The organism is Desulfovibrio sp. (assembly GCF_018379785.1).
GTDB lineage: Bacteria > Desulfobacterota > Desulfovibrionia > Desulfovibrionales > Desulfovibrionaceae > Desulfovibrio.
Map to the genome: position 1 here is coordinate 727 of NZ_JAGZUV010000070.1, position 20,090 is coordinate 20,816.

General features: G+C 62.0%; 18 protein-coding genes and 1 pseudogene. 18 read left to right on the forward strand and 1 reads right to left on the reverse strand.

Annotated elements, in window-relative coordinates; translation table 11 throughout:
* Window positions 1-1,038 precede the first annotated feature (1,038 nt).
* The 6 genes from KH208_RS12890 to creD all read left to right on the forward strand — a co-directional run bounded on the left by KH208_RS12890 (window position 1,039) and on the right by creD (window position 7,770).
* The gene (locus tag KH208_RS12890) at window positions 1,039-1,776 is read left to right on the forward strand and encodes a PP2C family serine/threonine-protein phosphatase (protein ID WP_291436949.1); all 738 of its coding nucleotides are present in this window, start codon (window positions 1,039-1,041) and stop codon (window positions 1,774-1,776) included.
* A 3-nt stretch (window positions 1,777-1,779) separates the two neighbouring features.
* Complete coding sequence (locus KH208_RS12895; RefSeq protein ID WP_291436950.1) at window positions 1,780-2,745, forward strand: serine/threonine-protein kinase; 966 nt, start codon at window positions 1,780-1,782, stop codon at window positions 2,743-2,745.
* A 17-nt stretch (window positions 2,746-2,762) separates the two neighbouring features.
* Complete coding sequence (locus tag KH208_RS12900) at window positions 2,763-3,545, forward strand: hypothetical protein (RefSeq protein WP_291436953.1); 783 nt, start codon at window positions 2,763-2,765, stop codon at window positions 3,543-3,545.
* A 314-nt stretch (window positions 3,546-3,859) separates the two neighbouring features.
* Window positions 3,860-5,017, forward strand: a complete 1,158-nt coding sequence (locus tag KH208_RS12905) for a sel1 repeat family protein (RefSeq protein WP_291436954.1) — start codon at window positions 3,860-3,862, stop codon at window positions 5,015-5,017.
* Between the two features lie 159 nt (window positions 5,018-5,176).
* A complete protein-coding gene (locus tag KH208_RS12910; RefSeq protein WP_291436957.1) occupies window positions 5,177-6,112 on the forward strand; it encodes a symporter in 936 nt (311 codons plus the stop codon).
* 26 nt (window positions 6,113-6,138) lie between these two features.
* Window positions 6,139-7,770: a cell envelope integrity protein CreD gene (gene creD, locus KH208_RS12915; protein ID WP_291436959.1), complete on the forward strand. Its 1,632-nt coding sequence runs from the start codon at window positions 6,139-6,141 to the stop codon at window positions 7,768-7,770.
* A gap of 72 nt (window positions 7,771-7,842) precedes the next feature.
* Here the strand turns inward: creD and KH208_RS12920 are convergent, their stop codons facing one another.
* A complete protein-coding gene (locus tag KH208_RS12920; RefSeq protein ID WP_291436960.1) occupies window positions 7,843-9,096 on the reverse strand; it encodes a competence/damage-inducible protein A in 1,254 nt (417 codons plus the stop codon).
* 346 nt (window positions 9,097-9,442) lie between these two features.
* Between KH208_RS12920 and KH208_RS12925 the strand changes: the two genes are divergently transcribed.
* From KH208_RS12925 to KH208_RS12980, 12 genes and pseudogenes are all read left to right on the forward strand, one after another.
* Window positions 9,443-10,801: an O-acetylhomoserine aminocarboxypropyltransferase/cysteine synthase family protein gene (locus tag KH208_RS12925; RefSeq protein ID WP_291436962.1), complete on the forward strand. Its 1,359-nt coding sequence runs from the start codon at window positions 9,443-9,445 to the stop codon at window positions 10,799-10,801.
* Between the two features lie 65 nt (window positions 10,802-10,866).
* The gene (locus KH208_RS12930) at window positions 10,867-11,478 is read left to right on the forward strand and encodes a flavin reductase family protein (RefSeq protein ID WP_291436964.1); all 612 of its coding nucleotides are present in this window, start codon (window positions 10,867-10,869) and stop codon (window positions 11,476-11,478) included.
* A gap of 67 nt (window positions 11,479-11,545) precedes the next feature.
* The gene (locus KH208_RS12935) at window positions 11,546-11,833 is read left to right on the forward strand and encodes a hypothetical protein (protein ID WP_291436966.1); all 288 of its coding nucleotides are present in this window, start codon (window positions 11,546-11,548) and stop codon (window positions 11,831-11,833) included.
* 192 nt (window positions 11,834-12,025) lie between these two features.
* A complete protein-coding gene (locus KH208_RS12940; protein WP_291436968.1) occupies window positions 12,026-12,481 on the forward strand; it encodes a hypothetical protein in 456 nt (151 codons plus the stop codon).
* 563 nt (window positions 12,482-13,044) lie between these two features.
* Window positions 13,045-13,815, forward strand: coding sequence for a DUF4198 domain-containing protein (locus tag KH208_RS12945; protein ID WP_291436970.1), 771 nt, complete (start codon window positions 13,045-13,047; stop codon window positions 13,813-13,815).
* A 193-nt stretch (window positions 13,816-14,008) separates the two neighbouring features.
* A complete protein-coding gene (cbiM, locus tag KH208_RS12950; protein WP_291436971.1) occupies window positions 14,009-14,647 on the forward strand; it encodes a cobalt transporter CbiM in 639 nt (212 codons plus the stop codon).
* Window positions 14,644-15,327 carry a cobalamin biosynthesis protein CbiL gene (locus KH208_RS12955; protein WP_291436973.1) on the forward strand — a complete coding sequence of 228 codons (684 nt, stop codon included), beginning with the start codon at window positions 14,644-14,646 and terminating at the stop codon, window positions 15,325-15,327. Before cbiM ends, KH208_RS12955 begins: the two co-directional genes overlap by 4 nt.
* A gap of 119 nt (window positions 15,328-15,446) precedes the next feature.
* Complete coding sequence (cbiQ, locus tag KH208_RS12960; protein WP_291436975.1) at window positions 15,447-16,208, forward strand: cobalt ECF transporter T component CbiQ; 762 nt, start codon at window positions 15,447-15,449, stop codon at window positions 16,206-16,208.
* A 121-nt stretch (window positions 16,209-16,329) separates the two neighbouring features.
* Window positions 16,330-16,461 (forward strand): annotated as a pseudogene (locus KH208_RS12965) (ATP-binding cassette domain-containing protein); the annotation flags it as partial.
* Window positions 16,462-16,591: 130 nt separating this feature from the next.
* Window positions 16,592-16,825: a hypothetical protein gene (locus KH208_RS12970; protein ID WP_291436982.1), complete on the forward strand. Its 234-nt coding sequence runs from the start codon at window positions 16,592-16,594 to the stop codon at window positions 16,823-16,825.
* 333 nt (window positions 16,826-17,158) lie between these two features.
* Window positions 17,159-18,856 (forward strand): diguanylate cyclase, encoded by a 1,698-nt coding sequence (locus tag KH208_RS12975; RefSeq protein ID WP_291436978.1) that lies wholly within the window; start codon window positions 17,159-17,161, stop codon window positions 18,854-18,856.
* Window positions 18,857-18,946: 90 nt separating this feature from the next.
* Window positions 18,947-20,044 carry an RluA family pseudouridine synthase gene (locus KH208_RS12980; RefSeq protein WP_291436980.1) on the forward strand — a complete coding sequence of 366 codons (1,098 nt, stop codon included), beginning with the start codon at window positions 18,947-18,949 and terminating at the stop codon, window positions 20,042-20,044.
* The last annotated feature ends 46 nt before the right edge of the window (window positions 20,045-20,090 follow it).

Below are 20,090 nucleotides of genomic sequence, written 5' to 3' on the forward strand. Positions count from 1 at the left end.
CTTACAGAAAGAATACTAGATGATGTTTAATTTTGCATGCCTTTCCTATGATAATGATGGTGGGCATCTGCCATACTTGAGCAGTGACTCCCACAAATTCCACTCTTCACGCCCAACAGCTTGCACCCTTATCCCCCTCTCAGCGCAGTTCTTCGGCTTGGTCCCCTTCCCCGCAAAGGCCTGCAGGCGGGCTTTCAGTTCAATATAATAGATAATCTTATAAAATTTCAAAAATAGACTTGCAACTAAAAATGAAAAGTGTTATTTTAAAGTCAATACAAATAGTTGTAAACAATTACAGCGATCAATTGGCTTTTTATTTGCTTTCCAGGCGGTTCGCGACCGGCACGGCTCAGAGTCAGGGCAATGACTTTTGAACGGTTTCGGCACGCGTTTGCAGTCGGCCGTATCTTGCGCCGGGGGCGCACAAGGGCGTTATCAGAGCATCTTGCAAAAGCGTGGAAGGTGGTCCTGCCTGAAAACGGGCCCTGTGGGGAAGACGCCCGTTTTCTCCCGGAGTTCGAGGCGTTGCGAAATGAATCTGTACATGTTTCTGCTTGTCGCCGCACTGCTCCGGGTTCTGTCCGGTTACCAGCCAAAACCTCAGATAACACGGTCGCTCCGGACTATATCCGCTTTAAAAATAACGAACACCGTCGGCATGCGCCTGGAAGAAGTTATTACGCCGGCCAGGCGCTCCCCTCAGATGCTCCTGATGCACGGTACCATAGCGTTTTGGTTAGTTGTTGCGAACCTGAAGATATTTTCTTGCGGCATGCCTCGGGCATTTGTGACGGCGAAGGATGAAGACAGAGAAACAGCAAGGCGATGTTCCGTCGCGGCGGCAGTTCGCAAGGCCTCAACAAAATTGCCAGGCAGCAGCCAACGGAACACAGGCCCCGGCTTTTATTTCGCCGGTCCGTGCCCGCCCTCTCCGCAACCGTTAGGGCTGCTCTCGCCGCCTCCCCCTCAAACCGCCTCTGGCATAAATTGAAATTTTATATACCATATTACATATAAATAATGGCCGGAGGTCCTATGGCGGACAGTGCGCGCGGCTTTCCCGTGACTCTTGAATCCTGGGGATGGAGCCAAAAGGGCGATATGTGCCCGGAAAACCAGGATTCTTTTCTGAGCTGGAACGAACGCCTGCTCTGGGCCGTGGCTGACGGCGTGGGCAGCAGTGCGCACGGCGGCGAGGCGGGCAGACTGGTCACCCGTATGCTGCTCACAACGCCCCATGCCGCCTCCCTGGACGAGCATGTGAACAACGTGAGCGGCATTCTGCGCCAGGGCAACGGCATGTTGCGCGCACGCGGCGGCGCGGCCCAAGCCTCCAGCACAGTGGTGGCCCTGCTGATGCACGGCGGCGAGGCGGCCTGCCTCTGGGCGGGCGACAGCCGCTGTTATCTTCTGCGGGACGGCGTGCTGTACCAGTGTACCCGCGAGCACACCCTGCGGCAGGAAAAAATCGACAACGGCGAACTGACCGCGCCCGAGGCCCGGCGCATGGTACGGGGCAACATCATCACCAACGCCGTGGGCGCGCGCGACGCCCTGCGCCTGGACGAAGTCCGCTTTTCCCTGCGGGGCGGCGATAAATTTCTGCTCTGCTCCGACGGTTTGTCCAACCTTTTGGGCCCGGACGCCCTGGCGGCGCGCCTGGCAAGAACTTCAGCCAGGGAAGCGGCGGAAGACATGGCCCGGGCCGTGGACGGCGTGCCCCAGCCGGACAACATCACTCTGGTGGCGGTTTTCGTTTCCTCGTTGAGGTGAGCCATGGCGCTTCACAAGCATCTCCGGCCTGTTCCGACGGCAAAGCCCTTACGCGGCCCCCGGCGTTTTCCCGCGCCGCACAATCTCCGCAAGGGCATGTCGGGCACGGAGCACAACGGACGCTTTCTTTTGCAACAATTACTGGGCTGCGGCGGCGTTTGCGAAGTCTACGCCGCTCTGGACCTGCGCCGTGTGGAATGGAGCGATGCCTCGCCCCAGGTGGCGGTGAAACGCCTTTTGCCGGAACTGGCCCGGAACTATCAGGCCCAACTGGCCCTGGCGCAGGAATTCTGCATTCTGCGCCATCTGGCCCACCCCGGCGTGGTCCGCGTTTTTGACCTGCACAACGAGCCCTTCGGCCTCTGCTACAGCATGGAGCTGCTGCAGGGGCGCAGCGCGGGCGAGATCCGTCCCGGCGATCTGCCCGGCGCTGCCCTGGCGACCATGGCCGCACGCTTTTTTGATGCCCTGGCCTTTCTGCACGCCCAAGGCATCGCCCACGGCGACATCAAGCCCGCAAACCTTTTGCTGAAAAGCGGGGAGCGCCCGGTACTCATCGACTTCAACGTGGCCGCCGCCAGTGTGCGCAAGGGCGGCGCACCGGCAGCCGTGGGGCTGCGCGAAAGCCTGCGCGTTCCGGCCCACAGCCTGCTCTACTCCAGCCCCGAGCGCCTGGAAGGCGGGTCGCCCTCCAGGGAAGACGACATTTTTTCGGCCTGCTGCACGGTGCATGAGGTGTTCAGCGGCGCGCATCCCTTCAAGCGGCTTTCCTCGACCGAAGCCCGGCAGCAGGACATGGTTCCGGGCAGGCCGTCCGGCATCCCGCCCTTTCTGTGGCCCATGCTGCGCCGGGGTCTTGCCTTCCAGGCCCAGGCCCGGCCCGACGCCGCAAGCCTGCGCCGCGCTTTTGCCGCCTGGAGCGCGCTCTGCAACTGCACAGGCCAGGTTCGTAATTTTTTCACTCCCTGACCGAACGGAGGATTGCCGTGGCCCTGCCCAAAGCCCTGCTCTGTGTTCTTGGCGAAGATCCGCCCGACCAGCCTCCCGAGGAAGCCGGTCTGCGCGCCGTGGGCTTTGCCACAGCCACCGTGCCTTGGCGGCAAACGTCCGCGCAACGGGGCTGGATGCAGCTTCTGCCCATTCTGGACGACCCGGCCGTGCAGGCCTGGGTCTTTTGCGGCGCGGCGGCGGATTTCACCCCCGCCGTGCTGAACCGCCTGGCCATGCTGACCCTGGCCTTGAGCCGCCCCAGCCCGCCCCTCACGGCCTGTCTGCTCACTGACGGCGGCCCGGAACCGGAACTGCCCCACTGGCTGGGAGAAGTGCGCGTCTTCCGCCGGGACAAGAACTTTGCCGCCAAGCTTATGGCCGCTCGCCTGAAATCCCACTCGCTGCCGCCGCGCCCTTTTCACCTGGCAGCCCATTTGGACCCGCTCATCGGCCAATGGCTGGAAGCGGGACCGGCGGAAGGCGCGCAATGGCCGGGTTTCATGGCCGGAGCCCTGGGAGCCGAGATAACAGCCTTCGGCGTGGGGCCTCGCGGCGTGCTGCCGCGGAAATGCACGCTTGAGCACCCGTTGCGCGGCATCCGGGGAGACTGGGGAGGACGGGAATTCAGCGCATGCGCGGCCCGCAACGTCATCGGGGATGACAATGCCTGTTTTCTGCGCGTGGAAGGCGAGCCGGAGGCCATTTTCATCGCTCCTTACCCCGAAGGGGATGGCCTGGAAACGCTGAACGAAAATGCGGCATACCTTGAGTTGGCATAGTCACGGCCCTGTTTCCACGTCCGCGCGGGCGCTCCGTGCCTGCCATGCGAAGCATTTTGCTCCACCGTGCTGTTTCCCGAAACGGCCGAAGTCTCCCGAAAATGCCCTCTGGCCTAAACTTACAAATTGATATAAGATATACTATAATACACATTTCACCATCCCTTTCCCGACAGAGAAGAGGCTATCCAGGCGAAAGGCTTGGCGAAATGTTTTGAGTCCGAAAATTGAGCTGAAGGGATCAGTTCGCGCCCGTCGCGTTCCCGGCGGAAAATGTCGGTTTTTGATCCGTGTAGTTGAAGGGAAGAAAACGCATGAGAAAATCGCTTTGGCTCCTGTTCCTGGCCGCCTGTATGACAGCCGTGGCCGCTGATCCAAGCAGGGCGGACGGCTTCTCCGCCGACGGGAATTTTCTGACGACCGATACAGAGCCGGACAGCGCCCGCCTGCCGAAAACCGTACCGCCCGTGGGCCTGGACATTGCCCGCCCTGATGACCAGTATGAGAGCCTGTATGACGACGCCCGCTTCATTACTCCGGCTTTCAAACGGGTGGAGCGGCTCTACAGGTCCGGCAAAATCCGCGAGGCCTACGCGGGATGGCTGCAACTGGCCTGGCAGGGGGATATGTTCGCCATGGCCTCGCTGTCTGTGGTCAGCCGCGCGCACGCCGACCAGACCTGGCCGGTGCCGCCGGAATTCTGGGAGGGCTGGCTGCTTGCCCTGCTGGGCAAGGGAGAAGGCGGTTATGTACTGGGCGTGCAGTACGTCATGCTGGCCGATCACTACGAAGCGGGTCCCAGGGCCCGGGACTTTTTTCTGCAAAGCGCCCTGACCGGGCATTGGGCCGGTATGTACGGAATCTTCGCCACTGCCGGAGAACGGGAGGACATACCCTTTTCTCCCCCCGCCATGCCGCCGGTCACGCCCATTCAGGCCCGCTTTATGGAAGATCGCAACGACGAAGCCCGCTACTGGCTGACCAGGGCGGCGGACTCCGGCTATTGGAAGGCCGCCGGGCTTCTGGCGGCATATTACGCCAATCCCCGGGAAGGAGCGGCGGATTATGCCCGGGCGGAGCACTACGCCGTCATCTCCGCTGAAAACGGTTCCGTGGAAAACGCCCTGACTCTGGGCACCGGCTATGCGGATGGAACGTTCAAAAACCATCCGCAGTGCGAAGGTTATTACAATTACATGCTGCTGGCGGACAGGCTCCGGTACAACAACGAGCCGAGCATTGAACGCATCGGCCGATTGATCAGGCATATCAAGTCCAATCCCGAATGTCAGAAGTCCGATGCCGTTGCCTCCGGCCTGGCCGAAAGCAAACAGCTCTATGAAAGCTGGAAAGCCCGGTACTCCGAGAGGCTGCAACACAGGAACGGGCTGTACGCCAGGGCCCGAGCCCGACTGCCCGAAGTCGGCGCCGCCCATGAAAAGGCTTTGCTGAAGTCCGCCCCGGCGAACTAACGTGATTCGCGTTTGAACTGTTACACGCTTCAAACCTGAATGGCTCTGACGTCTCCCGTGACTTCGGCCACGAAAGCGCCAGTATGCTTTTTCCGGCATCCGGCCTTGTTTTTTGACGCATTAGCGGGCAAGCTGCCTGGAATACGCCGGGAGGGTTTCATGCAGCTTCGCGACCTGATCATGGTGTTCTCCTCCTTCGTTTCCATGGCAGCCGGGGTGTTTCTGCCCGGGCTGGCCGGTCCGCTTGAAGCCATGCCCCGCCTGATGCTGATGGTCATGCTCTATCTCAGCTTTCTGGCCGTAGGGGCCGGAGCCCTCTGGGACGAACTGCGCGCCATGCCCGGCATCGTCTGTCGTCTTACGGCCCTGCGCCTGCTGGCGCTGCCGCTCTTCGTCTTTGCCGTCTTCCGTCTGGTCATGCCCGAATTTTCCCTGGGGGCCCTGTTGCTGGGCGCGGCTCCGGTAGGGGTCATGGCCGCCGTTTTTTCGCTCATGCTCGGGGCCAACACCGCCCTGATTCTGGTGGGCAACATCGTCACCTCCCTGCTGCTGCCGCTCAGCCTGCCGCTTCTGCTCTCCTGCACGGACGGCGCCCTGCGCGCCCTGGGCACGGGCGGCCTGGACCTGCCGGAAAACTTCTCCCTGGGCGGCATGACCATTTCGCTCTGCATCACCATCCTGCTTCCCTTTGCCGCAGCCTTGGGCACCCGCGCCCTGCCCCGGCTGACCGGGGGCATTCTGCGACGCCACTTCCCCCTGCTCACCACGGCCGTCATCATTTCCAATCTGGGCATTTTCAGCAATTACGCCGGGGTGCTGCGCCAATCCCCGGCCCTGATCCTGCACGCCCTGCTGGCGTCCTGCCTGCTCTGCGTGGTCATGACCGCGGCGGCCCTTCCGGCCACGCGCGGCATGCCCCGCCAGGTGCGGCTGGCCTTTCTGATCTCCTTCGGGGTCATCAACAACATTCTGCTGATGATCGTCAGCAACGAATTCTTCACTGTCAATGAGGCTCTGATGGGCGCGGCTTACCTGGTGCCGCTGTACATCCTGCTGTTTTATTACCGTTATTGCAGCCGGACTCCGGCCCGCTGAACGCGAACAACTCAGGAGCAATGCACATGGGATTTATTTTTGCCCTGGGCGGTCTGCTTATCCTGTTGCTGGCCCTGCTGGGAGCTTTTTTCTGCATCCGCTGGCTTTTTTTTCGTAACCGGCCTCCGGTACATCCTGATCGAAAGGAGGTTCACATGAGGGAACGGGATACATCTGAAAGCAACGCCTCAATCCCGAACGATCCGTCAGCCCCGCCGCAACCGAATGCGGACCGCACGGACACCGGCAACCGGGAAGAAACATTTCTCCAGCCGGGGGCGCGTCAACGCCCGATTGCCGCCAGACCCTCCCTGTTGGACTCTTCCCTGTCCCGTTTCGCCATTGTGGCGGCCATCGCTGTGGCGTTGCTTATTCCCCTGCTGTTGGTTCAGAACCTTGTGGACGAACGCGCCATGCTGTACCGCAGCGTAGTCCGGGACATCAGCCGGACCTGGGGAGGTCAGCAGCAGTTGACCGGCCCTATTCTGCTTATTCCCTACAGCGAACGTCAGCTCACCCAGCGCAGCGTGCCCAGGAAAAAGGAAAAAGACAACGATATTCAGGAATACGAAACTGTTACCGAGAGCCATCTGGTTCTGGGCTACTTCGTACTGCTGCCCACCCGGATCGATTTCAGCGGCGGCATGGTTCCACAGGAACGTCAGCGCGGCATCTACCGCTCTTTGGTCTATACGGCCGACCTGCATATTGCGGGACACTTCAATCTGCCTTCTGACGAGGCTCTGAAGAGAGTCGCCCCGGCTCTGGAAAGCGTAAACTATGCCGGAGCCTATCTGGTCATGGGACTTTCCTATCCCAACGCCCTGCGCACAGTGGGGCAGCTCATCTGGAACAAAGCCGAACTCAGCGCCGAGCCAGGCATTCAGCCCTTTTCAAAACTGAAAAACGGGTTCCGGATTCCGGTGCGGCTTTCGCCCGAAGTCAAAGAATATGCATTTTCGCAAAATCTTGTCTTCAACGGCAGCAGCGGCATCCGCTTCACGCCCGTGGGCGGCGTGACCAGGATCACATTGGAATCGCCCTGGCCGCATCCCAGTTTTCAAGGCGACATCCTGCCGGTATCCCGCGAGGTTTCGGACCAGGGCTTTAACGCTTCCTGGGACATCCCGTCTTTGGCACGCTCCTATCCCAATCTCGGCACTCTTGAAAACTGGCCGGAGAATTTCACCACTTTCAGCGCGGGCGTGGAGCTTTACGAAGCGGCCACGCATTACCATCTCATTGAGCGCTCGGTAAAATACGGCATTCTGTTCATCGGGCTTACCTTCCTGGCCTTCGTCATTTTCGAACTGGGTCTGAACGCCCGCCTGCACCCCGTGCAATACGGCCTGGTAGGCCTTTCCATGGTGGTCTTTTATCTGGTGCTGCTGTCGCTTTCGGAGCATCTGGCCTTTTTGCCCTCCTACGCGGCGGCTTCGGCCTGCACCATTCTGATGATCGCGCTCTATGTCGGCGCGGCTCTGCGCAATATCAAGGAAGGCATGGGCGTGGGCGTCCTGCTCACGGCGTTGTACACGCTGCTGTATGCTATTCTGCAGATGGAGGACTACGCCCTGCTGATGGGCACAGCCCTGGTGCTGGTCGCTCTGGGCGCGCTGATGGCGGTCTCGCGCAATCTGGCCGTTGAACGGCGATAAGAAAACAGGGTCCGTTCTCCGGATCAGAGAACGGACCCTGTTTGTGATGGCATGAAAGAGACGGCTCAGGTCCTAATCCGGATTCATGGACAGGCCGAAAAGATAACGCCGCAAAAGGTCCAGAGCGTGGCTGGCGGCCCGGTTGCGGGTCCAGTCCCGGCCGAGATAACGCCCCTGGGGACGCATGACGCGCAGCCGGACGCCGTCCACGGCGCTGAGGGCGATATAGACCAGACCCACCGGCTTTTCGGGAGTGCCGCCGTCCGGTCCGGCAATGCCCGTGATGCCCAGGCCGAAATCACTGTTGTAGCGCGTGCGCGCATTTTCAGCCATGCAGCGGGCCACCTCCGGGCTCACGGCCCCGTGCGCGCGCAGCATGTCCTCGGGCACGCCCAGCAGACGGGTTTTGGCTTCATTGGCATAGGTCACCAGGCCCGTGCCGAACACCGCCGACGCTCCGGGCCGGTCCGTGATCCGCTTGGCCAGCAGGCCCCCGGTGCAGGATTCCGCCGTGGTCAGGGTCAGCCCGCGCCGGATCAGCTCCGGCAGCACCACGCTTTCCAGGCCGGCGACGTTCACGCCGTAAACCACATCCCCCAGACGTTCGCGCACAGCCTCCACCAGGGGCGCGGCCAGCGCCTCGGCGGCCGCGGGGTCGTCGGCTTTGGCCGTAACCCGCACGAACATTTCCCCCTCGGTGGCGTATGTGGCGGCCGTGGGATTGGCCCCGTCCGTCAGATCCTTGATACGCATGGCCGCCGCGCCTTCGCCGATGCCGAAGGTGCGCACCATGAAGGAAGCGATGGCCCCGTGAGTGTAGCGCCGCAAAAAGGGCGTCACGCCCGTCCGCAGCATGGGCAGCAGTTCCGACGGCGGGCCGGGCAGCAGAAGCACGAACTTCCCGTCCCCGGCGGGCACGGCGCAGCCCGGCGCGGTGCCTACGCCATTGGGAAAGGCCACGGCCCCGCGCGGCAGAAAAGCCTGCTTGCGCTGATTGGCGCCCATGGGGCGGCTGCCGAAATACTCTTTGAGCCGCTCCAGGCTGTCCGCGTCTTCCTCCAGCGGCGCGCCGGCCACGCGGGCCACGGTTTCCTTGGTCAGATCGTCGTCCGTGGGCCCCAGGCCGCCGGTGGTGATGACCAGATCGCTGCGGGTGAGCGCCTCGCGCAGCACGGCTTCCAGACGCCCGGCATTGTCGCCCACCACATGAACGTGCAGCAGATCCACGCCCAAGGCTGAAAGTTCGCGCGCCACATGGGCCGCGTCGGTATTGATGGTATGGCCGAGCAAAAGCTCGGTGCCCACGGAGATGATTTCCGCCTTCATATGGCCTCGCTTGCTTCTGAAAACATTTTCACAATGAAATTCTCTCCGCTGTTAAAATGCGCGGCCTTGTAAAACAAGACCCGCAGGATTTCCGCAGGCGGCCTTTGCCCTTGCGGAACTCCCAAGCGACCATTCAAGCATGATGCGCTTAAGTGGTCCGCGCCGCACTTCTGCCCGGCGACTAGTCTACGCCTCAGGCCCACTGGCCGCAACGCCCGGAAGCCGGGGGGGGGCCGCGCTTTTTCCTTGACAGGACGTCGGGTTCCGGTGAAAATAATTCTTATTTATTTACTAAGATATAAGCACTGAATTTTTGTCCCAAACCCGCCTTTTTCGGAGCAAGCCCATGAGCGCCACCCGTCCCCTGCACTTTGAAACCCTGCAAGTACATGCCGGTCAGGAACAGGCCGATCCGGCCAGCGGCGCCAGGGCCGTGCCCATCTATCAGACCACGTCCTATGTGTTCGACAACTGTGACCACGCCGAGGCCCGCTTCAATCTGAGCGAGCCCGGCAACATCTACGGCCGCCTGACCAACCCCACCCAGGAGGCTTTCGAGCAACGCGTGGCCGCCCTGGAAGGCGGCGTTACGGCTCTGGCCACGTCCTGCGGCGCGGCGGCGGTCAGTTGCGCCCTGCTCAACCTGGCCGGAGCGGGCCAGCATATCGTGGCGGCAAAAACCCTCTACGGCGGCCCCTACAATCTGCTGGCCCCCACCTTGAAAACCTGGGGCATCACGACCACCTTCGCGGACCCGGACACGCCCGGCTCCTTTGCCGAAGCCATCCGGCCCGAGACCAGAGCCATCTATATCGAAAGCCTGGGCAATCCCCACAGCAACATCGTGGACATCGAAGCCCTGGCCGCTCTGGCCCACAGCCGCGGCATCCCCCTGGTCGTGGACAATACCTTTGCCACGCCCTGGCTCCTGCGTCCGCTGGAATACGGCGCGGATATCGTGGTCCACTCGGCCACCAAATTCATGGGCGGCCACGGCGCGGCTCTGGGCGGGGTGATTGTGGACGGAGGGCGCTTTGACTGGGCGGCTTCGGGCAAGTTCCCCCAGTTCAGCGAGCCGGACCCCGGCTACCACGGCCTGAGCTTCACAGAGGCCGCCGGGGCGGCGGCCTTTGCCGTGCGGGCTCGGGCCGTGCTGTTGCGGGACATGGGCGCGACAATCGCTCCGCTGCACGCCTTTCTTTTTTTGCAGGGGCTGGAAACCCTTTCCCTGCGTGTGGAGCGCCATGTGCGCAACGCCCTGGCCGTGGTGGATTTTCTGCGCGCGCACCCGTGCGTGGAACGGGTCAATCACCCCGGCCTGTCGGAAAGTCCCAGCCATGCCCTGTACAAAAAGTACTTTCCCAGGGGGGGAGGTTCCATTTTCTCCTTCGAGGTCAAGGGCGGCGCGGCCGAGGCCAGGGCCTTCATCGACCGGCTGCGCATCTTTTCCCTGCTGGCCAATGTGGCGGACGTCAAGTCTCTGGTCATCCATCCGGCGTCCACCACCCATGCCCAGCTCAGCCCGGCGGAGCTGGCCGAAACCGGCATCCGGCCCAACACCGTGCGCCTGTCCATCGGCATCGAGCATATCGACGACATCCTGGCCGATCTGGACCAGGCCCTCAGAGGCCAACGCCTGTCATCCGGAAACGAACCGGCGGGGCATGCCCCGGGACGCCTTGCCGTCCGTTCCGCCAAAGTATAATATACTCTCCGGCCCGCCATACGCGGGCCGCTTTGTTTCCAGCCCCTCAGCCCAAGGAGTCCGCCATGTTCGCATCTCTGGGAGCTCTGCCCTTTGCCCTGCCCGCGCCCGCCTTTCTTATCGGCAGTTATGACCGGAACGGGCGGCCCAACATCATGACCGCCGCATGGTCCGGCATCTGCTGCTCGCGCCCGCCCTGCATCGGCGTGGGCATTGCCCGCGAACGCTGGAGCCATGTCGCCGTTCAGGAACGCCGCGCCTTTACCATCAGCATTCCCTCCGCCGCCATGGCCGCTCAGGCCGATGCCGCCGGGATGCGCTCCGGGCGGAATACGGACAAGTTCGACCTTCTGGGCCTCACGCCCGTCAAAGGCGGGCTGGTGGACGCGCCCTATGTGGCCGAATGTCCGGCCGTGCTGGAACTGCGCCTGCGCGAACAACATGAACTGGGCACGCACACCCTTTTCATCGGCGAAGTCCTGGACGTGAAGATCCGCGAGGATTGTCTGGACGCCGAGGGCAGGCCGGACCCGGCTCTGATCTCCCCGTTGCTCTACGCGCCCGTGAGCAAAAATTACTGGAGCCTGGGCAAAGAGCTGGGCAAAGGCTTCTCCCTGGGCAAGGAAGCCGCCGGTCTGGGCTCAGCCCTCATTAAAACGCCGTCCGCGAAAAGCTGAATTTTTTCGGGCAGCAAGGCGCAAAGGAGAAATCGGGCGAAGCTGTGCTTTAGCCGTAGGCGAACTTGTGAGCCGTACGGATAAAGACAGCAGTCAGGCACACGAAAACCTGTCCGGAGAAATCGCTGTCGCTATCCGTAAGCCGCTTTGCGGCAACGACTACCGCATTGAACATACCGCAAGGTCAATTTCTTTTTTGCAACGCAGCCGCACGGAAAAAGGCGGCTTTGCAGCAGGCGCTTTAATGAGGGCTGAGCCTAGGATGGTCCTGAATCAGACGGTCCCGGCATACTCCAATTTGAAAAATCAGACACACAAAAACCCGAAGGGGTTTGCGGCGGCGCAACCGCCGTGAGTCAGCGAAGAACCGGCTTTTTTTCGCAATCAGACACGCGAGAGCTTATCTTGTCATTTGAACAGGCATTGGATAAACTTATACAAGGCCCGGCGTCCGGGGCCTTGGCGCGGAACAAAATGTTTTGTCCGCTGCCGCGCAGCGCAGACTGCCAGCCGATTTGCAGGCGCATCATTCGCAGGAGAAATTTTCATGTTGAAAAAATTTGTGGCCTTTGTGTTCGTCATGCTGCTGGCCTTGCCCGCCATGGCCGAGGAGCTGAGCACCAAATATTTCACGGTCAATGTGCCTGACGGCTGGAAGGCCGTCATGCCGCCCACGGAAAATCAGGGCATGACCAGCGCCATCTTTGCCAAAGCCACGAGCGGCGTTTCCGTAACCATGGTGGTGGGCCCCAGCAGCGGTTCCGATGCCAAAACCATTGCCAGCATGTTCGCCACCCAGTTTAAGGCGGAAAAGCCCCCGGTGGAAAAGAACGGCCAGTATACCTTCAACTTCATCCAGCAGGGCGTGCCCTGCCAAGCCTGGGTCGCCACCCAGGGCGACGTGTTCATGGTCACCTCCCTGGCCGGCAACCACAAGGAAGCGCTGGACTTCATCAAAAAGAATGTCAAAAGCGCCGACTTCCCCAAGCTGCTTCCGCAATAGGCGAAGCAGCCGCAGCAGCGAAAAGCGCCCCGCAAGGGGCGCTTTCTTTACGCGGCCTCCCCGGTCAGCCGACGCCGGAAAAGGGACCGCCCGGCACGCCCAGGCACATCTAAAGAAATGCCATCCATGTATAATAATTCTAACTAGTTAATAACTATACTGACCGTGCTGCGGCGTTGAGCGAAGCGCAGGCGGATTGCCGGTGCCGGGAGAATCCTAAAAACTAAGATTTTTGCGCGGAGACCGACCGGAGACGGCCCAAAGGGCCGTGCCCGTTGGCGAGCAAAGCGAGCCTTACGGGCATCGAGAGCAGAGTTGTACACAAGTACGCGAGCAGCAAAAAGCTCCGGGTGACGCCGCCAGCGCGCAACAGGCTGGTTTTGACGGATAATCCCGGCAAATAAGAGGCCAGCAAAAATCGGCATTGGATGCGCCTGTCCTGGATTCACTGCAAATACTTATTGCTACTTTTTTAAAATTTGTGTTACTCATAGATTCGCATACGCACTTGGGCGGGCCTGAGCCGGTATCCGCCGTCATCACAAGCCATAAAGGACAAAACTATGTGGAAAATCTGTTGCGCAAGCCTGGCCCTCTTGCTCTGCGTCGCCGCGCAGGCCGAGGCGCATTTCGGCATGGTCATTCCCTCCACCGCCACGGTGACGGAGAAAAAAGACGCTGATCTGAAACTGGATATTTCCTTTTCCCATCCTATGGAAATGCAGGGCATGGATATGGCCGTGCCCAAGGCCGTTACCGTCACCCTGGACGGCAAGAGCGAAGACCTCAAGGCAAGCCTCAAGCCCGCCACCGTCATGGGCCATAAGGCCTGGCAGGCCGTCTACAGGATCAAGAAGCCCGGCGTCTACCAGTTTGCCGTGGAACCCGAACCCTATTTCGAGCCCGCTGAAGATACCTACATCATCCACTATACCAAAACCGCCGTGGCGGCTTTCGGCGGCGAGGAAGGCTGGGACGAGCCTCTGGGCCTGAAGACGGAAATCGTGCCCCTGACCCGGCCTTTCGGCAATTACGCGGGCAACGTCTTCCAGGGCCGCGTGCTGCTGGACGGCAAGCCCGTGCCCGGCGCGGAAGTGGAAGTGGAAAGCTTCAACAAGACCAAGGGACATGTGGCGCCCAATGAATATTTCGTCACCCAGGTGGTCAAAGCCGATGAAAACGGCGTGTTTTCCTACGGCGTACCCTGGGCGGGCTGGTGGGGCTTCGCGGCCCTGAATACGGCCAAGGAAAAGCTGGACTACAAGGGCGAGCCCAAGCCCATTGAACTGGGCGCGGTGCTCTGGCTGGAATTCGCGGTTCCCAAAACCAAATAATTCCAGGCGCGGTTTTTACAAGGAATTGTCTGCAACTCCTTGCCGCGAAATGCGAACAGGCGGGCGTTGCCTGTCGTGAACGAGCATTTCAGGTTTTAACTGCTCTAGGCTCAGCCTAAAGATGTGCCGCAAGCCCGCGCCGGGCCGGACGCTCCCTCCCCGATCCGGCGCGGGCTTGCTTCAAGGAAACAGCATGCATATCGCGGAAGGCGTTCTTTCCCCCGCCGTACTCGGCGCGGGTGCGGTTCTGGCGGCGGCAGGCACGGCCATCGGCCTGCGCAGGCTGGACTACGACCGGTTGATGACTGTGGGCATTCTTTCAGCCGCCTTTTTTGTGGGCTCACTGATCCACGTGCCCGTGGGCTTTTCCAGCGTCCATCTGATCCTCAACGGGCTGGTGGGCGTACTGCTGGGCTGGGCGGCCTTTCCCGCCATTCTGGTGGCGCTGCTCCTGCAGGCTTTGCTCTTCCAGTTCGGCGGCCTCACGGTGCTGGGGGTGAACACCTTTACCATGGGCTTTTCCAGCGTGCTGGCCTGGTATTGCTATCGGGGCATCGTCCATATCTGGCCCGGCCCGGCGGGCATCCGCGCGGCCGCCTTCTGCGGCGGCGCACTGGGCGTGGCCCTGGCCGCCGTACTTACCGCCCTGGCCCTGGCCTTTACCAGCGAAGGCTTCTGGGCCGCCGCGCAACTGCTGCTTCTGGCCCATCTGCCCATCATGCTGGCCGAGGGGCTGATCACCATGTTCACCGTGTCCTTTATCGCGCGCGTACGGCCCGAGATGCTCCGGTCCGCGCGCCGGACCGCCGCATCGGAAGGAATTTTATCATGAACAACGCTCCGTTTCTCGCCCCATGCCGCCCGGCGGCCGCGTTTTTACCGCTTCTGCTGCTGGCCGTGCTGGCTGCGGCGCTGCTGGCCCCGGCACCGGCCCTGGCCCACAGGGTCAATATTTTCGCCTGGCTGGAAGGCGGCGACGTAGTCGTGGAATGCGGCTTCAACCGTAGTTCGCCGGTCAAAAACGGCCTGATCACCGTCTTTGACGCGATGGACGGCAAAGAACTGCTGCAAGGCCACACCGACGGCAAGGGACGATTCAGCTTCCCCGTGCCGCAGGCGGCGCGCGACGGCCACGGCCTGCGCATCCGGATCAACGCCGGTGAAGGGCATCAGAACGAATGGAGCATGGACGCCTCCGAATTTTCCGGCGCGGCCGCACCCACGGCAAGCCCCGCGGAAAAGGTGAACGGGACGGAAAAGACTGAGGGCGCGGCGGCCCCTGCCACAACCGCCGCGCCTTCCGTCCCGGCGACTCAGGCCGTTTCGGGCGCCACGCCGGATCAGGTGCGCGCCATCGTCAACGCCGCTCTGGACGCCAAGCTGGGACCCATCCGGCGGGATCTGGCGGCCCAGGTCAATGCCGGACCGGACATTCAGGAAATCATCGGCGGCATCGGCTGGATTCTGGGGCTGGTGGGCATAGGTCTTTACTTCAAGGGACGCCGCGGGTAATGACCATTGCCGACGGCTTTTGCCGCGCGCACTGGAAACATGCGACGGGACGCCGCAAGCGGCAGATACTGATTGCGGTACGCGACTTTTATTGAAAATTCGCATAGAAAGAATGCACCGTGTTCGACCAGCCCTTTGTCCGACCGTCGCCCCTTCAGGCCATTGACCCGCGTGTGCGCCTGGCGCTCGCCGCGCTGACCGCCGTGTGTCTGGCCCTTTTGCAGAACCTGACGGCCTGCTGGCTGGGCCTGGCCCTAGGGGCGGCCCTGCTGGCGGCTGCACGCCCACCGCTGCTGCCCCTGTTGCGACGGCTGGCGACAGTAAACCTCTTTATTCTTTTTCTCTGGTGCGTGACGCCCTGGACCACGCCGGGCACGGTTCTGGCCCAATGGGGCATCTTTGCCGTCAGCGTCGAGGGCGTGCGCCTCTCCCTGCTGGTGAGCATCAAATCCAACGCTATTGTCTGCGTTTTTCTGGCCCTGGTCGCCAACATGGATTCTCCCACTGTGGGCCATGCCATGGAACGGCTGCGCTGCCCCCGGAAACTGGTTTTTCTCTTTCTGTTCACGGGCCGCTATGTGCACGTACTGGCCACGGAATGGCAGACGCTCAACGTGGCCGCGCGCCTGCGCGGTTTTACGCCGCGCACCAATCTGCACACCTACCGCACGCTGGCCTCCCTGCTGGGGCTCCTGCTGGTGCGCAGCTATGAGCGCTCCTTGCGCGTACGCGAGGCCATGCTGCTGCGCGGCTTCGAGGGCCGTTTCCGGTCCGTGGCCGTATTTCGCGCCCGCCCCGTGGACGCGCTGTTCGCCCTGGGCCTGCTGCTCTGTCTGGCGGGCATTGTCTGGACGGAGTATGAAGGAGGCCTGCATGTCTGACATTCCTCTTTCCGACGCTTGCGAATCCGCTATCTTCAGCCTGGAGCAGGTACACTTCGCCTATGCCCGTGAGGGCGAAGCCCGCACGGTGCTGCGCGATGTGAACTTCTCCCTTTTCCCCATGCAAAAAGTCGGCCTCTATGGCCCCAACGGCAGCGGCAAGACCACTTTTTTCCGCTGCATCACCGGATTGGCCCGGCCGCAACAGGGGCTGATCCGTTTCCACGGACACATCCTGAGTTCTGAAAAAGACTTTCGCGAGCTGCGCTGCAAAGTGGGTTTTGTGCTCCAGCACGCCGAGGATCAGCTTTTTTTCCCCACCGTGCTGGAAGACGTGGCCTTCGGCCCGCTCAACCTGGGGCTCACGCCTGATAAGGCCCGTCATGCTGGACGAACCCACCAACGGTCTGGACAACGACGCGCGCCAACGGATCATCGACATCTTGAGCGGCCTTTCCACGGCCCGGATCACCATTTCCCACGACTGGGATTTTCTGGCCCAGACCTCCGCGGAATATCTGACCATTCTGGACGGACGCCTCACCTCCTGCGCCCCTTCCTTCGCCCACGCCCATATGCACGCGCATCCGCTGGGCAACGAACCCCACGAGCATTAGAATAGACTACCTTTGAAACGCCTTGCGTTTCAAGGTTCATTCAGCCGCCTCGCAGTCCAACATTTCAAAGTTGAAATGCTCCAACGCCGCAGAGTTGCTCTCGATGCCCGCAAACGTCCCCCTGTAGCCCGGCGTCTTATCGGCTGCCCTGTAATTCTTTTCTGGACTAGAACGCCTTTTACGCATAATATTGAGATATAAGTCCCATAGTCGCTGCGATAATCGTCCTGTTCCGCGAAATAGAGTCTCTGAAGGCTTGCCCGGCGCGGAAGTTTACGATAGAAAGTTGCCCTTTCCTTACCCTGTTCTCCAAAGCCGGAAGAGGTTCCTGCCATGGTCCACTCGCCCCGCCCCACAGGCTGCCAGATACAACTCGGCTCGCCCGACCCGTTGTGGGAATGGCATATTCCCACAGACGCGCTTTTTCTGAGCGAGGGCGCCCGCCGCAAGCTGCGTCTTGAAAAAGATGTTCCGACCACCATGGCGGCTTTTGCGGCGCACATTCCGCCGGACTGTCTGCCTTCGCTGCATGAATTGCTGGAAGGCGTGCTGAGCGGAGCCAGCGGGCCCATGCTGGAACTGGTTTACCCCTTTGACGACCTGCTGGTGCGCGCCGGTCTGCTGATTGTGGAACGGAATGCCGAAGGCCGCGCCGTGCGCGGCGTCGGCCAGTACAGCGTCTCCGAGACCCTGGCCTACCGCCCCCCAGTGACTACCGGCGCAGGCATGCCGGACATGGGCTACTGGCAGTGCTCCCTGACGAAGCGGACCATTCGCATGGACAGCCGCTGTGGCGCCCTGCTCGGCTATGCCGATCCCCGCCCGGTGGTCATCAGCCCGGAACAGTGGCGGCAGCGCCTGCACCCGGAAGAAGGGACCGCCTTGAACTGCCGCTATCAGCTCACCTTGGAACAGCCCCAGTGGGGCGACAGCATTGAGGACGTTCTGCGCATCCGCCTGGAAAACGGCGAATACGCGCGCTTTGCCCTGCACGGCACCGTCCTGGAACGCGACGCCGACGGCCACGCCAGGGAGCTGGCCGGCAGCCTGCAACGCATCGACGCCGCCAGCGCCCCTGCGCGGGACAGCTCCCAGGATGCGGGCCGCCTGCTGCTGGCCATCAACGCTGCGGGCGACGGCCTCTGGGATTGGGACGCCGCCACTGACGAAGTCTATTACAGCCCTCGCTATCTCTCCATGCTGGGATATACGGCGGAACAGTTTGCCGGTGATCTTGAAACCTGGAAAAAGAAGATCCATCCGGACGACATCCACAAAATCGTGCCGCCGCAGGCGGCTCTGGTGGAGTCGCCGCGCTACGGCGATTCCTTTGAATGCACCTACCGGCTGATGCGCGCCGACGGCACCTGGGCCTGGATACTGGGGCGCGGCTATGTAACCCATCGCGACGCCAACGGCAGGGCCACGCGTCTTGTGGGCCTGCATACGGACATCACCACTACCCAGGGCGACAGGGCCAAGCTGGAAGATCTGGTCAGAAACGACGCCCTCACCGGCCTGCGCAGCCGCACCTTTTTCAATATGGAAGTGGAACGCATCGAGCAGAATCATATCCGCCCGGTGAGCGTCATCGCCTGTGACGTCAACGGACTCAAACTGATCAACGACTATTTGGGCCACGCCACCGGCGACACGCTGCTGGCGGACGCTGCCCTGCTGCTGCGCCGCTCCCTGCGGGCCACGGACTGCATTGCCCGCATGGGCGGCGACGAATTCACCATTCTGCTCCCCAGCTGCCCCGAAGAAACCGCCCTGAAAATTCTGTTCCAGCTTCAGCGCACCTTTGAGGAGCACAACAGCTCACCCGACGCCATGCCCCTGCTCCTGGCCTTCGGCTGCGCCAGCGTGAAAAGCGCGGACATGCCGCTTTCCCGGATTCTGGTGGAGGCGGACAGGGAAATGCTGCGGCAAAAGCACGCCCAGCGCGGCGAGGCCCATGAAAAAATCAAAGAATGGATCGAGCGCAACAAAAATGTAACCGTCTGTCTTGAGGACTGCCGCTACATCTGACGCCCCGCGCGGAGCATTGTTTACCCCGCGGGAAGATCCGGCGCGCAAGTCCTCTTGACGACGGGAACGCCTTTGGGCCACAATCCCGTCATGTCATCGGACGATACCCCCTCAGATCCCGACCCCGCTCCTGACAGTCAGGACAGCCCCGTGGTGGGCCAGGCGGAAAGCGGGCAGAAAATACTTCAGTTCCTGCAACGGCGGCTCAATCTGCCGCCGACCCTGTTGCACCGCTGGATCCGTACCGGCCAGGTGCGCCTCAACGGCGGCCGTTGCAAACCTTTTGCGCGCGTGCAGACCGGCGATGTGGTCCGCCTGCCGCCCTTTGCCCTGAAAATGGCTGCCCAGAGCGGAGCCGTGCCGGCCCGGACCACGGACGCGGTCCCCGAGCCTCCGGCGCGGCCCCCGGCCCTGGGAGCGTCCGCGCCCCTGCCGCCCGTGGTGGGCGCGGAAGGCCCGGTCTGGGCGCTGTTCAAGCCCGCGGGCCTGCCCACGCATCCGGGCACCGGGCACAGCGACAGCCTGGCTACCCGTCTGGCCGGCCATTATCCCCAGGCGGCATTCAAACCCACGCCCGCCCACCGGCTGGACAAGGATACCTCCGGCATTCTGCTGGTGGCCGCCACGTTCGCGGCTCTGCGCGAGCTCCAGGAGGCCATCCGCCAACGGACCCTGGTCAAGGAATATGTGGTCTGGGTGCGCGGGCGCTGGCCCTGGCCCGAAGCCCGCCTGCTGCGCCACCAGGTGCGCAAGGGTCTGGAACGCGGTTTTGAAAAGATGCGTGCCGTGCTCTCCCCCGCCGGGGGGGAACGCGCCCGGGAAGCTCTGTGCCTGGCCCGGCCCCTGCGCGTGCGCGAGCATGAAAGCCTGCTGCTGATCCGCCTGTTCACGGGCCGGACGCATCAGATCAGAGTGCAGTTGGCGAGCCTGGGGCATCCCGTGCTGGGCGACGTCAAATACGGGCCGCCGGGACAGCGCGTTGGAGCGGGGCCCATGTACCTGCACGCCCTGCGCGTAATCCTGCCCGGGGGCCGGGTTTTCGCCTGCCTGCCGGACTGGGGCGGAGAGCATGCCGTGGACGTCCTGCCGGAAGTCATGCCCGCCACGGCGGAACACTGTCCGGAACTTCTCGATGACAAGGCCTTTCCTTTGGCCATGAATGAGGATAATTACAATCTGTTGCATTAGAGCGGCAGTACGCATTTCATGCGCGATGCTTGCAAGGGGTTGTTTG

Bases quoted from the DNA above. Each gene is read 5' to 3' on its own strand.
- KH208_RS12930 (WP_291436964.1), top strand. From the start codon at position 10,867: ATGTTCGCATCTCTGGGAGCTCTGCCCTTTGCCCTGCCCGCGCCCGCC.
- KH208_RS12920 (WP_291436960.1), bottom strand. From the start codon at position 9,096: ATGAAGGCGGAAATCATCTCCGTGGGCACCGAGCTTTTGCTCGGCCAT.
- KH208_RS12980 (WP_291436980.1), top strand. From the start codon at position 18,947: ATGTCATCGGACGATACCCCCTCAGATCCCGACCCCGCTCCTGACAGT.
- creD (WP_291436959.1), top strand. From the start codon at position 6,139: ATGGGATTTATTTTTGCCCTGGGCGGTCTGCTTATCCTGTTGCTGGCC.
- KH208_RS12890 (WP_291436949.1), top strand. From the start codon at position 1,039: ATGGCGGACAGTGCGCGCGGCTTTCCCGTGACTCTTGAATCCTGGGGA.
- KH208_RS12955 (WP_291436973.1), top strand. From the start codon at position 14,644: ATGAACAACGCTCCGTTTCTCGCCCCATGCCGCCCGGCGGCCGCGTTT.
- KH208_RS12970 (WP_291436982.1), top strand. From the start codon at position 16,592: ATGCTGGACGAACCCACCAACGGTCTGGACAACGACGCGCGCCAACGG.
- KH208_RS12905 (WP_291436954.1), top strand. From the start codon at position 3,860: ATGAGAAAATCGCTTTGGCTCCTGTTCCTGGCCGCCTGTATGACAGCC.
- KH208_RS12975 (WP_291436978.1), top strand. From the start codon at position 17,159: ATGGTCCACTCGCCCCGCCCCACAGGCTGCCAGATACAACTCGGCTCG.
- KH208_RS12925 (WP_291436962.1), top strand. From the start codon at position 9,443: ATGAGCGCCACCCGTCCCCTGCACTTTGAAACCCTGCAAGTACATGCC.
- KH208_RS12940 (WP_291436968.1), top strand. From the start codon at position 12,026: ATGTTGAAAAAATTTGTGGCCTTTGTGTTCGTCATGCTGCTGGCCTTG.
- KH208_RS12910 (WP_291436957.1), top strand. From the start codon at position 5,177: ATGCAGCTTCGCGACCTGATCATGGTGTTCTCCTCCTTCGTTTCCATG.
- KH208_RS12895 (WP_291436950.1), top strand. From the start codon at position 1,780: ATGGCGCTTCACAAGCATCTCCGGCCTGTTCCGACGGCAAAGCCCTTA.
- cbiM (WP_291436971.1), top strand. From the start codon at position 14,009: ATGCATATCGCGGAAGGCGTTCTTTCCCCCGCCGTACTCGGCGCGGGT.
- KH208_RS12945 (WP_291436970.1), top strand. From the start codon at position 13,045: ATGTGGAAAATCTGTTGCGCAAGCCTGGCCCTCTTGCTCTGCGTCGCC.